The sequence below is a fragment of the Rhodococcus sp. NPDC057529 genome (genome assembly GCF_042802055.1).
GTDB lineage: Bacteria > Actinomycetota > Actinomycetes > Mycobacteriales > Mycobacteriaceae > Rhodococcus_F.
The window spans coordinates 43,567-57,440 of sequence record NZ_JBHVEY010000031.1; the positions used below are offsets into that span (position 1 = coordinate 43,567).

A 13,874-nucleotide genomic window follows, 5' to 3' on the forward strand; every position below is an offset into this window, starting at 1 on the left:
GTCCGGCAAGGTGGTTTAGGCTAGTTGTATAGATGAATATTCCTATATCGGAAAGGAGCTCGTATGACCGTGACCGACCTCGACGTACTCCCCAATCTGCGTGACCTCGGTGGACTTCCGCTTGCCGGGGGCGGACGGACGCAGTCCGGTGTGCTGTATCGCAGCGCACTGCCCGCACCCGGCGACGCCCGTCCCACGGCGGTCGACGAGTGGCCCGCCCGCACCGTCGTCGATCTGCGCAGCCCCCGCGAGTTCGCGACTCGGGCTCACCCGCTGCGGTCGCGAGAGACGGCGGTGCACCGGATCTCCCTGCTGTCCGACGCCGAGGTCACCGCGCCGAATCAGGGGGCGAGGCTCGCCGACATCTACCAGGGCATCCTCGCGAATGCGGCGGAGCGGCTCGTGGACGTCCTGCAGGTGGCGGCCACCGCGCCGGGCCCGGTGCTGCTGCACTGCGCGGCCGGCAAGGACCGCACCGGGGTCGCTGTGGCCCTGCTGTTACGCACCGCCGGAGTCGGACCCGAGCAGATCGTCGCCGACTACGAATCGACCAACGAACACATGGGTGCCGTCCTGGCGCGGATTACCCGTTTCGCCCCTGAACTCGGTCACGCGCATCCCAACGACCGCGATGTGCGCGGTGCCGTCCCCGAGGCGATCGAGGGTGTCCTCGCCCGCTGGGATGCGCACCCGGGCGGCGTTCACGGGTGGCTGAGGGAGCGCGGCGCCGCCGACGAGACGATCCGACTCTGGACCACGCGTTTCGCCGGGTGACGTGCTTCGGCTGGGCGGCACGGGTGTCGTCGGCGGCTCACCGACTCGCGACGGCTCTCATCCGGTCGTTGCGCAGCGCGTCGGTGAATCTGGTGCAACCGCTCTCGCGGCCGAGCAGGGTCCGGCCCAGTAGCACCAACCCCCACGGGCCTATCACCCACACCGGCCAGAAGTAGATCATCAGGCCGGTAGCGAGCGAGATGATGCCCCAGATCGCGATATTGATTCCGCCCGCGACGGCCCAGGCGAGCCACTCGATCTGCTGGTGACCCGGGATGTGGCGACGCGCGGGACGGTCGGGCTGTGTCGCGACCGGGGCAGTGGCAACTGCCGGGGCTGCGGACGGCAGGTCGCGTAACACCTGATGCGCCTGCTGCCGGGTGGTCGATCGATAGACCTCTGCCACCCGCTGATCGAACTCCCCGATGGTCAGCCGCCCGGCGGTGAAGTGTCGCCCGAGTTCACCGACGACCTGTTCACGTTCGGAATCGGATATCCGGATGTTGTCCGCGTACTGCATCGGACCCTCCTCGGCGATGACGTTCCACTGTGGAATGTCGCTATCACCATGATCGATATGCCACAGTGGAATGTCAACCCCTGATCGAATGAAGGACCGCGAGATGGATGAACGCCCCCTCAACGCCACTGCAGCGTCGCTCCTCGGTTTCCTGCACGAAGGGTCCAAGACCGGTTGGGATCTGGTGGTGACCGCGCAGGAACGCATCGGCAAGTTCTGGTCGATCACGACCAGCCAGGTGTACCGGGAACTCGCGGCGATGGAGCGTGCCGATTTGATCGAGGCAGGGGAGCGCGGTGCCCGCGAACGCAAGCCCTACACACTCACCGACGAGGGGCGCCGGGCGTTCGCGGAATGGATCGAGCGCGAACCCGGCCAGGAGAACATTCGCTATCCGTTGCTTCTCACCGTCGCGTTCGGCGCGCACCTTCCGCCCGATCGATTGGCCGCGATGCTGGACTCGCACCGCGCGGTCCACCAGAGGCAGCTCGCCGAGTACGAGCGTGACGCCGCCGTGCACGGATCCAACCGATTCGCGATGGCCACCCTCGACTTCGGGATCGTGTACGAGCGCGCAGTACTCGACTGGTTCGACCTGGTCGAGGACCGGCTGGGGCAGTGAAGGTTCGGCCGCGTCTCGCCCGGTGCCGGTGTCGGGCGGTCAGCCGATCACGCCGTCCTCGGTGACGACGGCCGTCGGCAGGTCCACTCGGCGCGGAGTCCCGGCCTCGTCGTGGATCACGGTGACAAACGCGGGAAACACGATCCGCCACGAGCCGCCGACGGGAGACAGCGCGCTCGCGGAGAAATCGGCCCACTCGTGAGGCGACAACGTCACCGCGTCCTCGGTCAGCCACTGCGGAGTCGGGACCCGCCGATTCTGCTCCTCGGCGGGATCGACGACGAACCGCACGTTGGTGGCGATTCCCGTTCCGACGTTGCGGAGCCGGAATCGGTCGACGGGACCACGGATGCGCTGGACGTCGAACTCGACTTCCAGCGGTCGTGGGAGCGCTTGCTGCGCGGCTTCGGCGATCCGGGTCATCGCTTCGAGTTGCTCGAGCGCCGCATCCAGTGCGGCCTCTGCTTCGTGCCTGGCCTGATCGGCAAGACTCGCTTTCCTCCACGCTGCGGCAGCGGTGGCGCCGAGCAACACCGCAGTCGCCGCGCCGACCCACGATGCGGTTCTCATGCGCGGAAACTTACCCGAACGCGAATCCGGCGGGCGCGCTGGTGACGTCTCCACGGCCGGCGAGGCGGCGGACCGTGCTCACGGGTTGACGGAGAGAAACACGTACGCGGCCAACAGCACCAGGTGGACGCCGCCCTGGAGTCGGGTGGCGCGGCCGGGTACCACCGTCAGCATGCCGACCACCACGGTGATCGCGAGCAGCACGACCTGGGTCGGACCGAGGCCGAGCAGAAGCGGCCCGTCCAGCCAGATGGAGGCGACGGCGATGGCGGGGATGGTCAAGCCGATGCTGGCCATCGCCGATCCGAAGGCCAGGTTCAAGCTGATCTGGATCCGGTTTCGCTGCGCTGCCCGCACCGCGGCGAGGGTTTCCGGCAGAAGCACGAGCAAGGCGATGACCACACCGACGATGGATTGTGGCAACCCGGCGTCCTCGACCGCGTCCTCGATCGCGGGTGATTCCACCTTGGCCAACCCCACGACTGCGCACAGCGCCACCACCAGCAGGGCGAGGCTCATCCCGGCCATCCTGCCCGTCGGCGGTGCGGAGTTCCGGTCGCCGGTTTCCGGTTCATCGGCGATGACCGGCAGGAAGAAGTGCCGGTGCGGCCCGGTCTGGGTGAGGACGAACATCCCGTACAGCACCAGCGAGGCCACAGCCGCGAATACCAATTGGGCCGAGGAGAATTCGGGGCCAGGCCGGCTCGTCGTGAAGGTCGGGAGCACCAGGCTCAACGTCGCGAGTGACGCCACCGTCGCCAGCGCTGCGCCGGTACCCTCCGCATTGAACAGCGCGACCCCGTACCGTCGTGAGCCGACGAACAGCGACAACCCGGCGATGCCGTTGACGGTGATCATCACCGCCGCGAACACCGTGTCGCGGGCCAGCGACGCCGTCGCCGGGCCGCCCGAGATCATCAATGTCACGATGAGTCCGACCTCGATGACGGTGACCGCGACCGCGAGGATCAGCGATCCGAACGGCTCACCGACCTTGTGCGCAACCACCTCGGCGTGATGAACGGCGGCGAGTACCGCACCGACCAGCACCACGGCGACGGCGAGCACCAGGACTGTGCCGATGTGGCGGCCCCAGGTCAGGCCCAGTACCGCAACCGCGACGGGGGGTATCACCAGCGGCCACTCCGCAGCGACCGACCGCCACCCGAATGCCATGACTAGACCTTGCCAGCTCGATCCGCTCCGGTGCACCGCAATGGGTCAGGTCCGATCGGTCCGGGCGATCGCCGCGCGGGTGGCGGCTTCGACGGTCATCACGATGAATTCGCGTCTTCGTGAATCCCGGTCGTCAGGGCGAGAAGGTGGCGAGAACAGCCGGTCCGCGGTCTGGAGGGTGACCCAGCCGTCGACCAGGGTGATCACCGTGATGAGAAGTTCCTGGGCGTCGGCCTCGGACAGGCCGGTGGCGATCCGCGCCCCCGTGACCAACGCCTGGGCGTGCTTGCGGCGGATTCCCTCTGCTACCGGTTCCCCGAGTTCGAGGCCCTCCCAGAACAGCAGACGGGTGAAGGCCGGGTGCGTGCGCTGGTAGTCGAATCGACGGCCCGCGTAGTCGGCGACGGCGGGCACTCCGTCTCCGGACAGTTCGACGGCGGCGAGTGACGCCGTCAGTTCACTCTCGACGACTGCGCTGAAGAACGCCTCCTTCTTGCCGAAGTACTGGTAGATACGCTCTTTGTTCACGCCTGCTTTCACGGCGATCCGGTCGACTCGGCCGCCGGCCAGTCCGAACGCACTGAACTCCTCGGCGCCGGCCTCGAGGAGAAGTCTCTTGGTTCGTTCGGTATCCCACGCCACCGGTGCATCCTACGACGAACTCCAACTGTTTGGTTGCAAGTTGCGTCGCCACGCTCTACGCTCCAAGTGCAACTGAATAGTTGGAGTTTCGGAAGGGCTGCCTCAGGATGGAATCTCTCGCTCTCGCATCCGCAGTGGTCGAGCAACTCGCCCCGGCGGCGACGAAGCCACGCCGCACGCGTGCGGGCCGGCCTGTCCGGGACGTCGTGCCGGTGCCGTCCATCCACCTGCGGGTCGCCGTTACCTGGGTCTCGATCTTCCCGCTCGTCACATTGGGCATGACCGTCATGACGCTGTCGGGCCCGATCACTGCCGCCTGGCCGACCTGGCTTCGAGCCTTGTCGCTGACCGGTGTCGTCGTTCCCACCGCGGTCTGTTTCGTCGTGCCGCGAGTGCTCGATGTGTCCCTCCGATGGTGCAGCCGGCGGCGTCGGCCGTCCGACGCTGCAGAGTCCGGACCGGAGATTCGTGTCGGAGTGGCGAGGTAGGTTCCGGATTGCGACGAAACAGGTCGCCACTCACACCCACGAATCCGAGGCAGTCCGGCTCGGGCGGATACGAGGCGCAACCGCGCGTCGTATCTGTGGGGAGTGGCGGCCTGTCTCGGCCACGATCCAGTCGGTCGTGCCGATTCAGGCAGGTTCGGCGGCGATCCGCCCCGACTTCACCGCGTCGACCAGTTCGGCGTGGTCGGCTTCGGTCTGATCGGCGTAGCGGACGGCGTACCGCCCGATCGCCTCGTCCAGTTCCGTATCGCCGGCGAAGTACCCGGCGAGCGCCCGCGGATCGAGGGAGCGGGTGTGTGCACGCGCGAGCAGGGCGCCGGCGAGGCGGCCGTAGTCGTCGAGATGATCCTGCTCCAGGCGGGTTGGATCGATGTCGCCTTTGAGGTTGCGGAACTGCCGCACGATGTAGGGAAGGCCGTCGATGGTCGTCCAGCCCAGGAGGATGTCCGACTCCGCTTGCACCAGCCGGGTGCCGTGCACGATCCGCTTGCCCTCGTGCTTCGGTTCGTCGACCGGCAGGTACGCCGCCAGTGCGGACGGCCGGGCCTGTTTGAGCTGAAGTACGAGCACCTCGTCCCGATTGCCGTGCAGCAGGGCGATATAGCTGCGCAGACCGACACTGCCGGTTCCGACGATCCGGAAGGCGACGTCGGACACGGCGAATCGGGTGATCCGTGAGTCTTTCGGCGCAAACCCGGTCCTTCAGGTCCGGGATAGCCTATCTGGGTTGTCGGACCGTGTGGTTATGGTCTGGGGCATGGCGGGGAGAGTGGTGAAGCGGGCGTTCAAGTTTCGTTTCTATCCGACTGTGGTGCAGGCGGAACAGCTTGCTCGGACGTTCGGGTGCACCCGGTATGTCTATAACCGGGCACTGGCCGAGCGGACGCGGACCTGGGCGCAGGAGCAGCGTCGGGTGACCTATGCGGATACCTCGACGATGCTCACCGGATGGAAACGGGAGGCGGAGACCGCGTGGTTGGCGGAGCCGTCGAAGGGGCCGTTGCAGGAGTCGCTGCGGCAGTTGCAGGGTGCGTTCGAGAAGTTCTGGCGCGGGCAGTCCCGCTACCCGCAGTTCAAGAAGAAGGGCCGGTCGAAGGATTCGGCGACCTACTTCTCGAACTGCTTCACCTACCGGGGTGGGCAGGTCCGGTTGGCCAAGCAGTCCGAACCCTTGGATATTCGGTGGTCGAGGCCGTTGCCGGAGGGGGCTGTGCCGTCGCAGGTGACGGTGTCGCGCAATGCTCGTGGTCAGTACCACATTTCGATCCTCGTCGAGGACACCATCAGCGAACTCGGGTCGACTGATCGGGTGGTTGGGCTCGATGCCGGGATCACCAGCCTCTATACCCTCTCGACGGGGGAGAAGATCACCAACCCGCGCCACGAGGGCAGGGACCGTGAGCGGCTGGCGAAGGCGCAACGGGTGCTGGCCAAGAAGGAGAAAGGATCCCGAAACCGGGCCAAGGCCCGACTGAAGGTCGCGAAGATTCATGGCCGGATCGCCGATCGGCGCCGCGATTATCTGCACACACTCTCCACTCGGCTGGTGCGCGAAAATCAAGTGATCGCCATCGAGGATCTGAGTGTGCGGAATATGGTGAAGAATCGGTCGTTGTCTCGGGCGATCTCGGATGCGGGGTGGTCCGAGTTCCGGTCGATGCTCGAGTACAAGGCCGACTGGTACGGGCGGCGGGTGGTGGTGGTCGATCGGTTTTATCCGTCGTCGAAGACCTGCTCGGTCTGCGGGGAGATCGCCGGGGCGATGCCGCTGAACGTCCGGAAGTGGACGTGCCGATGCGGCGTCGTCCACGATCGGGATGTAAATGCGGCGAGGAACATTTTGGCCGTCGGACTGGCGGTGGCAGCCTGCGGAGATGGTGTCAGACCACCCCGCACATAACGTGTGGGGCGGCGACTGTCGGTGAAACAGGAACCTCGGGACGTGAGTTTCGAGGGGAATCTCGGTCGTTCACGGCCGAGAGGACGTCAAGTCCATGACGATGTGGCCGTCCGGTGTCCCGTACAGGCCGAAGTTCGCGGCATGCGCGTCACCGCACAGTTGCGCTGTCAATCCGGTCACCGGGGAGGCGGCGAGGTCGGCAGCCATCAGACCGGCGGCGCCGCGGAAGAAGGCGAACGGCGAGGCGATCATCCGACCGATCCGCAGGGGGACGAGATGCGCCAACCTGCCCGCGTTGTCGGCCTCGACGAAGTGGAGCACATCCGGCCGGCCGGCGCCGGTCGCCTCGTGATCGTGTACACGCGACGGCACGGTTGCCTGCAACGCATCGCCACGCGCGAACACGTCGTCCGCGTCGTCCTGGGTTCGCAGGTCCACGGCGCGCGCTCGATTCTTCGTCACCACGGCGACACTATCGGAGGCGTTCGCGCGGGTTGAACGATCGGTGTCTTCGCCGCACGACATTGTCGCTGAAGAGTGGTTATGCTTCGGTTTCCGGTGGCAGGCAGCATCCGGCACCGGAGACACGTTCCGGAGGCATGCCGTGCCGCCGGGCCTTCCTTGACGGAGGAATGTCATGTCCGCTGAACCCGTTGCCGCGACACCCGAGAACCCCGCAGGCCACATCCGATTGACCTCCCACAGCGGCGGGGTCGGGGCAATTCCGGTCCACTGGGGCGCACCCACGGCGTCCGAGCGCGGTCCGGTGGTCGGTACCACCACCAATCGCGCCTACCGCAACGTGATCGGGACGCACAGCGGTTCGTACAGCATCTACCGGGCTCTGGCGGTCGCGTCGGGTGCACTGTCGCGCCACCACAAGGCCGACCTCACCAACACCGCGCCCACCAACGCCATCGGCCCGTATCCGCAGTGGAGCGAGCCCGGCAAGATCGTGAGCCTGGATCCGTGGGGCGCCACGGTCGCCGAGGTCTTCGCGGCCGAGTTGGCGGCGGGGCACGACATCCGGCCCAGCATCGCCGTGACCAAGGCACACGTGATCCTGCCGGAGATCACGGAGGCCATCCAGAAAGGTCGCCTGCACCCGGACGGCCGTTTCCTGCTGCCCAGCGGTGCTGCGCTGGTCACCAAGGCGGCGATCGAGCCCGTCTGGCATCTGCCGGGTGTGGCGGAGCGCTTCCACTGCAGCGAGACCGATCTGCGCCGCGTGCTGTTCGAGGAGACCGGCGGCATGTACCCGGAGCTCGTGACGCGTTCGGACCTCGAGGTGTTCCTGCCCCCGATCGGCGGGCAGACCGTGTACATCTTCGGTGACGCGCGAGACCTGGCCGATCCCGCGGTGGAACTGACCGCGCGGGTACACGACGAGTGCAACGGCTCGGACGTGTTCGGCTCCGACATCTGTACGTGCCGTCCGTACCTGACACATGCGATCGAGGAATGTATCCAGGGTGCGCAGCGTGGCGGTGTCGGCCTGGTGGCCTACTCCCGCAAGGAAGGCCGTGCGCTAGGCGAGGTGACCAAGTTCCTGGTCTACAACGCCCGCAAGCGCCAGGTGGGCGGCGACACGGCCGATCAGTACTTCGCCCGCACCGAGTGCGTGGCCGGCGTGCAGGACATGCGGTTCCAGGAAATGATGCCGGACGTACTGCACTGGCTGGGCGTCAGGAAGATCCACCGCCTGGTCTCGATGAGCAACATGAAGTACGACGCCATCACCGGGTCGGGCATCGAGGTCGGGGAGCGGGTGGACCTCCCCGCCGATCTGATTCCGGCCGACGCGCGCGTGGAGATCGACGCGAAGATGGCGGCCGGCTACTTCACCCCGGGCGTGGTGCCGGACGCCGAAGAACTGGCGAAGGTCAAGGGCCGGGAGTTGGACGAATGAGCGTGACCGGCGTCGGTCCCGCCCTGGACGTCGGGCGGGCCGAGGGTGCGGCCGCGGCCCTGCGCACCACGTCCGCCGTGCGGGAGCGGGCGCAACTGCTGCTGGGTCGCGCGCGCGACGGCGGTTCACGCTGGTTCGGCGTGGACGACGACGCGCTGCAGGCGGCCGCGGGCGAGGTCGTGGACGTCACGCGTGCCCGCTATCCGGACCTGAAGATTCCGTACCACAGCCGGTGGCGCCATTTCGAGGCCGGCGGAGTAGATCGAAAGGCCGGGCTGGATGCGCGCCTGGCCGCGCTGGACACGCCCGGCCGCGCCCGCGCCATGATCGACCTCGCCGTCGTCAGCGTGCTGCTCGATGCCGGTGCCGGTCCCGACTGGCGATACCGCGAGAATGCGAGCGTGCAGCATTTCGCCCGTTCCGAGGGTCTGGGCATCGCGAGTTGGCACGCGTTCCTGGGCGGACTGTTCTCGAGCGACGGGACGCAGCCGCTGCAGGTCGACGCGGCCGGACTGCGTGACCTGGACGCGGACCGGCTCGCCGAGGCGTTTCAGGTGGGCCCGTCGAATCCGTTGGTGGGGCTCGACGGACGCGTGCGGCTACTGCGCCGGCTCGGCGAGGCGCTCGCCGCGCAACCTGACGTGTTCGGTCCGCACGGCCGGCCGGGTGGCCTGTTCGACGTGCTGGTCGCTCCGCAGGGTCCGGCCGCGGCGACGGTCGCGGCCCACGACATCCTGTCGCAGCTGCTGACCTCACTGTCGGGCATCTGGCCGGCGGGCAACGCCATCGGCACCGAGCCGCTGGGCGACTGCTGGCCTCACGAGGCAGTGGACGGTCCGGGCCTGACCCGGGGCTGGGTGCCGTTCCACAAACTGTCGCAGTGGCTGACCTATTCGTTGCTCGAGCCCTTCCGGTGGGCCGGTGTGCGGGTGGTGGGGCTGGACGCGCTGACGGGCCTGCCCGAATACCGCAACGGCGGCCTGCTGCTGGATACCGGCGTGCTGCGCCTGCGCGACCCCGACTGGGCTGCGCGCAGCTGGGCGGCGGGCGACGAACTGGTCGTCGAGTGGCGCGCATTGACGGTCGCGCTGCTGGACGAACTGGCCCCGCTGGTGCGCGCACGCCTGGGCGTGGATGCCGAGGAGATGCCGCTGGCCTGCGTCCTCGAGGGCGGCACCTGGGCGGCGGGCCGTGCGCTGGCACAGCGCACGCGCGGCGGGCTGCCTCCGCTCACCGTCGTCAGCGACGGCACGGTCTTCTAGAACGAAACGAGGACGAACACATGGGGACAGTACACCTTATCGACCACCCTCTGGTGCAGCACAAGCTCACGATGATGCGCCGTAAGGATGCCTCCACCAACAGTTTTCGCCGACTGGCGAACGAGATCTCCGCACTGATGACGTATGAGGTGCTACGCGACATCCCGATGCAGGAGGTCGAGATCGAGACGCCGCTCGAGGTCACGACCGGCAGAGTCATCGACGGGAAGAAGCTGGTCTTCGTCTCCATCCTGCGCGCGGGTACCGGCATCCTGGACGGCATGCTGACCATCGTGCCGGGCGCGCGCGTGGGGCATATCGGTCTGTACCGCGATCCCAAGACCCTCGTGGCGGTCGAGTACTACTTCAAGATGCCCGGCGACCTGCACGAGCGCGACGTGGTCGTGGTCGATCCGCTGCTGGCCACCGGCAACTCCGCGGTGGCGGCGGTGGAGCGGCTGAAGGAGTGCGGTCCCAAGTCCATCAAGTTCGTCTGCCTGCTGACCTGTCCGGAAGGCGTTGCCGCGCTGGACAAGGCGCATCCCGATGTGCCGATCTACACCGCGGCCGTGGACCGCCAACTCGACGAGCACGGCTACATCCTGCCCGGTATCGGCGACGCAGGCGACCGCATCTTCGGTACCAAATAGCTGCGGCCGTTTCCGATGGTTACGCGGGGAACCGCAACGCGAGTGCTGTTCTGATCTCGATGTGGCGCAGCAGGAAGGCGCGCTCGTCGAGCCGCTTGCGCCGCAGCCAGCCGGTGACCTCGTCGTTGCATTTGCTGGCGTTGCAGGAGCCGCAGGCCGGGGCGACGTTCTCGAGGGTGTACCGCCCGCCGCGCGACAGTGCCTGTACGCAGTCGCGTTGCAACGGCTTGTCGGTCGCACCGCAATACGCGCAGCCGCCCCACGCCTCGGTGAGCGCACTCCACTGCTCGTCGGTGAGGTCGTGCTCGACACTGTCCATCCGGAGTTTGCGTTTACGGGCTGCCCTGGCCTGACGACTTCGGTTGACCGCCATCGCCCCAGCGTAGGGCCCGCGACGGGTCGGCAGGCGACGGGGGCACGCTCTGCTCGAAGGTGAACACGTTCTCCGGGTCGTAGGTCGCCTTGACCTCGCGCAACCGCTCGCGGTGGGAGCCGTAGTACTCGCGTTCCCAGTCCGACGCGGACGCGTTCGGCACGTTGACATACGCGCCGTCGCCGAAGGGGCGCAGCGCGCGCCAGAAGTCGGCGGCCCAGCCGAGCGCCACCGAGTTCAGGGCGGGGTCGTTCCACGCCGCGCCCGGCTCGCAATAGAACAGTGCGTCGCGGTGCGGGAACGCGGACCCTCCTGGCGGCGCGTGCCGCACGGCCCCGCCGAAACTCGAGCAGAAGAAGTTGCTCGGCGGGCTGGGGGTGTTGTCCATGAAGCGGACGATCAGATCGATCGCCTCGTCGGGGAACGGACGGGTGACGAACTGGGAGTAGAACTTCCAGAGGGCGACGTCGTTCGGCCCCCTGTCGACCTCGCGGTACACGGTCGGCCAGGCGCCTTCCGTCACCGTCACCTCGGGACTGCCGATCGTCAACAGCGTACGCAGGTGGTCCTCGAGTTCTCGCCGCGAACCACCGTGCAGCAGCGCCGACAGCTCGACCGCGGTGGAATCCGCCTCGAGAGCGCTCGTCAGCCGCTGGTCGGCGACCGGCGCCTCGCGCTGCCATACTCGAAGCACGTCACCCAGGTGGCCGTGACCGGTCCACCTCGCGACCAGGAAGGTGACGTTCGAGAGTTCGTGCAGCCGCAAGGTGTACGACGTCGCGATCCCGAAGTTGCCGCCGCCTCCACCGCGGCACGCCCACAGCAGGTCGGAGTTGCTGTGCTCGGTGGCCTCCACGACCTTCGCCGAGCGCGCGCCGTCGGCCACCACGACCTCCGCGGCGAGCAGGTTGTCGCAGGCCATGCCCATGCTGCGGGTCAGTAGTCCGAAGCCACCCCCGAGAATCACGCCGCCGAGTCCGACACCGCCCTCCGAGCCTGTCGGAACGGCGAAGCCGTGTTGTCCGAGCGCTGCGACCGTCTCCGTTTGCGTCAGGCCCGTCCCCACCGTCGCCGTACCGGTCGATTCGTCGATCTCGATGTTCTTCATCCGGCTGACGTCGATCACGAGGCCGCCGTCGAGTGACGACCACCCCTCGAGGCTGTGGCGCCCGCTGCGGGCACGGAGGGCGATGCCTTCTTCTCGGGCCCAGCAGACCGCGTTGACCACATCCCGCGTGTCGCAGCAGAACACGATGGCCTCGGGGTAGCGGGAGTACAGGCGGTTCCAGCCGACCCGCGCCTCCTCGTACCCGGAATCGCCCGGACGCACCACGTCGCCGGTGAGCACGGTGGCGGCGGTCAGAGGCGTCCGCTCCCGGTCAGTGCGCGAAGACATCGGCGTCTCCGGGCTCGGTGTCCAGTACCGCGCGTTTGAATATCAACAGATAGGCGAAATACACCCCGCCCGCGAGGAGCAACCCGATCGCAATCAGTATCGAGGTCAACGCGGTCGCGGGCGACACGATCACGAACACCACGAAGGCCGACCACACCAGTGCGCCGATCGCGACCGGCAGTTCGAAGCGCCCGAGATCGAACGCGCCTTCCCTGCGGTCCAATCGTGTGCGGACCGCAAGGTACAGGACGATTATCCCGCCGTAGAGGACCGCCGAGATGACCGTTCCCACCGTGAGCAACTCCAGCAGTGCGCCGCCCGGAAGGGCAGCCATCAGCACGACCCCTACGGCGACGATCAAGATCGTCGCCGGAATGGGCGTCTGCGTGCGCGGATTGACCCGGCGCATCAGCCGGTGCGCGGGGAAACGTGCGTCGCGCGACATCGCGAACACCATCCGCGAGCAGGTCGCCAAGGTCACCATTCCCGCGCCGAAGAAGGCGAACGCGATCGCGACCAGCAGTGTCCGCTCCATCACCGGACCCAGCTGATCGCGCAGGATCGCCGCCACGGGCGTGTCACTGTCACTGATCCTGGGTACATCTTTGATCGCAATCGTGAGCGCGATCAGAAACACCAGTCCCAGCACCGCCGCCGCGACGACCGATCCGACGATCGCGCGCGGGACGCTGCGAAACGGATCCTTGGCCTCCTCCGCCATGTTCGCCGCGGAATCGAAGCCGACGAGGGTGGCGAGCCCCATGATCGTCGCAGCCATCAACCCGCCGCCGACCGCGAAATAGTTGGGGGCTCCCTCGGCGACACCACGGGAGGTGAGGTTGCCGACCGAGCCGTCGCCCGTGATCGCCACGGCGACGAAGAGCCCGATCGCCAGCACCACGACGATCACCAGTTCGAGCCCTACCGCGCCCGACGTGATCAAGCCGACGAGGCGCGTCGAGAACACGACGAGCACCGCTTGGACAAGCACCACGACGAGCGTGATCATGCGCGCCGTGCCCTCGTCGGGCTCCATGCCGAACAGCGGCATGAGGGCGGAGCTTGCCATCGCGTTGTCGACCGTCACCACGCCGAGCGCCAGGTAGCAGAAGGTCAGCCAACCGAACATCCAGCCGACCTTCGGGTTGGCCAGCCGTGACGCCCATTGGTAGGAGGAGCCGCTGAGGGGGATGCGGGACGCGAATTGGGCGATCACCAGCGCCACCAGGGTCTGCCCCAGCGCCACGACGACCCAGAGCCAGATCCCCACCGGCCCGGCGTCGCGAAGCACGTCGTCGTAGGTGCCGAAGATCCCGACCGCCACCGAGATGAACGCGAACGAGACAGCGAACACCTGAAATGAGCCCAGAGTTCGCTTCAGTTCGGGTTCGTAGCCGCAGTCCTGACATTCTTGATCGGCGGTCTGCGAGCCCGTCACGTCTTCTGCCGTCATCTCGGCCGCCTCACGTTCGATCGGGAACTGCGGAGAGGGTGAATCGCTTCGAAAAGACCGCGACAACGCGACTCGTTCCACGACGAGAGCGAGACCGGTCTGTTTCATCGTCCTCCTCGAG

At 67.4% G+C, this 13,874-nt stretch carries 14 protein-coding genes and 2 pseudogenes; 7 read left to right on the forward strand and 9 right to left on the reverse strand.

Features of this window, described 5'->3' with window-relative positions; genetic code table 11:
* The first annotated feature begins 63 nt into the window (after positions 1–63).
* The gene (locus tag ACFU5V_RS38250) at positions 64–774 is read left to right on the forward strand and encodes a tyrosine-protein phosphatase (RefSeq protein WP_378435047.1); all 711 of its coding nucleotides are present in this window, start codon (positions 64–66) and stop codon (positions 772–774) included.
* A 37-nt stretch (positions 775–811) separates the two neighbouring features.
* Here ACFU5V_RS38250 and ACFU5V_RS38255 read toward each other — a convergent pair whose 3' ends face one another.
* Entirely contained in the window at positions 812–1,294 is a 483-nt protein-coding gene (locus tag ACFU5V_RS38255; protein ID WP_378435049.1) for a DUF1707 domain-containing protein, read from the reverse strand.
* A gap of 103 nt (positions 1,295–1,397) precedes the next feature.
* Here ACFU5V_RS38255 and ACFU5V_RS38260 point away from each other — a divergent pair, with 103 nt between their 5' ends.
* On the forward strand, positions 1,398–1,916 hold the full coding sequence (locus ACFU5V_RS38260; protein ID WP_378435051.1) for a PadR family transcriptional regulator: 519 nt from the start codon (positions 1,398–1,400) through the stop codon (positions 1,914–1,916).
* A gap of 39 nt (positions 1,917–1,955) precedes the next feature.
* Here the strand turns inward: ACFU5V_RS38260 and ACFU5V_RS38265 are convergent, their stop codons facing one another.
* The 3 genes from ACFU5V_RS38265 to ACFU5V_RS38275 all read right to left on the reverse strand — a co-directional run bounded on the left by ACFU5V_RS38265 (position 1,956) and on the right by ACFU5V_RS38275 (position 4,304).
* Positions 1,956–2,486: a hypothetical protein gene (locus ACFU5V_RS38265; RefSeq protein WP_378706049.1), complete on the reverse strand. Its 531-nt coding sequence runs from the start codon at positions 2,484–2,486 to the stop codon at positions 1,956–1,958.
* Positions 2,487–2,564: 78 nt separating this feature from the next.
* Complete coding sequence (locus tag ACFU5V_RS38270; protein WP_378439210.1) at positions 2,565–3,662, reverse strand: calcium:proton antiporter; 1,098 nt, start codon at positions 3,660–3,662, stop codon at positions 2,565–2,567.
* A gap of 45 nt (positions 3,663–3,707) precedes the next feature.
* The gene (locus ACFU5V_RS38275; protein WP_378706051.1) at positions 3,708–4,304 is read right to left on the reverse strand and encodes a TetR/AcrR family transcriptional regulator; all 597 of its coding nucleotides are present in this window, start codon (positions 4,302–4,304) and stop codon (positions 3,708–3,710) included.
* Between the two features lie 107 nt (positions 4,305–4,411).
* Here ACFU5V_RS38275 and ACFU5V_RS38280 point away from each other — a divergent pair, with 107 nt between their 5' ends.
* Positions 4,412–4,792: a hypothetical protein gene (locus ACFU5V_RS38280; RefSeq protein WP_378706053.1), complete on the forward strand. Its 381-nt coding sequence runs from the start codon at positions 4,412–4,414 to the stop codon at positions 4,790–4,792.
* Positions 4,793–4,936: 144 nt separating this feature from the next.
* Here ACFU5V_RS38280 and ACFU5V_RS38285 read toward each other — a convergent pair.
* A pseudogene (locus ACFU5V_RS38285) lies at positions 4,937–5,482 on the reverse strand (DUF2252 family protein); the annotation flags it as partial.
* Positions 5,483–5,567: 85 nt separating this feature from the next.
* On the opposite strand from ACFU5V_RS38285, the gene ACFU5V_RS38290 reads away from it, so the two are divergent.
* Complete coding sequence (locus ACFU5V_RS38290; RefSeq protein ID WP_378706055.1) at positions 5,568–6,710, forward strand: RNA-guided endonuclease InsQ/TnpB family protein; 1,143 nt, start codon at positions 5,568–5,570, stop codon at positions 6,708–6,710.
* Positions 6,711–6,797: 87 nt separating this feature from the next.
* Here the strand turns inward: ACFU5V_RS38290 and ACFU5V_RS38295 are convergent.
* A pseudogene (locus ACFU5V_RS38295) lies at positions 6,798–7,172 on the reverse strand (DUF2252 family protein); the annotation flags it as partial.
* Between the two features lie 175 nt (positions 7,173–7,347).
* On the opposite strand from ACFU5V_RS38295, the gene ACFU5V_RS38300 reads away from it, so the two are divergent.
* From ACFU5V_RS38300 to upp, 3 genes are read left to right on the forward strand one after another with little or no spacing between them, the layout of a single operon-like run.
* Complete coding sequence (locus tag ACFU5V_RS38300; RefSeq protein ID WP_378706057.1) at positions 7,348–8,619, forward strand: GTP cyclohydrolase II; 1,272 nt, start codon at positions 7,348–7,350, stop codon at positions 8,617–8,619.
* Complete coding sequence (locus tag ACFU5V_RS38305; RefSeq protein ID WP_378706060.1) at positions 8,616–9,881, forward strand: URC4/urg3 family protein; 1,266 nt, start codon at positions 8,616–8,618, stop codon at positions 9,879–9,881. Before ACFU5V_RS38300 ends, ACFU5V_RS38305 begins: the two co-directional genes overlap by 4 nt.
* A 20-nt stretch (positions 9,882–9,901) precedes the next feature.
* On the forward strand, positions 9,902–10,531 hold the full coding sequence (gene upp / locus ACFU5V_RS38310) for a uracil phosphoribosyltransferase (RefSeq protein ID WP_072943378.1): 630 nt from the start codon (positions 9,902–9,904) through the stop codon (positions 10,529–10,531).
* A gap of 19 nt (positions 10,532–10,550) precedes the next feature.
* Here upp and ACFU5V_RS38315 read toward each other — a convergent pair whose 3' ends face one another.
* The 3 genes from ACFU5V_RS38315 to ACFU5V_RS38325 are packed head-to-tail and all read right to left on the reverse strand — an operon-like array spanning position 10,551 to position 13,753.
* Positions 10,551–10,850 carry an HNH endonuclease gene (locus ACFU5V_RS38315; protein WP_378706112.1) on the reverse strand — a complete coding sequence of 100 codons (300 nt, stop codon included), beginning with the start codon at positions 10,848–10,850 and terminating at the stop codon, positions 10,551–10,553.
* 13 nt (positions 10,851–10,863) lie between these two features.
* Entirely contained in the window at positions 10,864–12,300 is a 1,437-nt protein-coding gene (locus ACFU5V_RS38320) for an FAD-binding oxidoreductase (RefSeq protein ID WP_378706062.1), read from the reverse strand.
* The gene (locus ACFU5V_RS38325) at positions 12,284–13,753 is read right to left on the reverse strand and encodes an APC family permease (RefSeq protein ID WP_378439214.1); all 1,470 of its coding nucleotides are present in this window, start codon (positions 13,751–13,753) and stop codon (positions 12,284–12,286) included. Before ACFU5V_RS38325 ends, ACFU5V_RS38320 begins: the two co-directional genes overlap by 17 nt.
* Positions 13,754–13,874 lie beyond the last annotated feature (121 nt).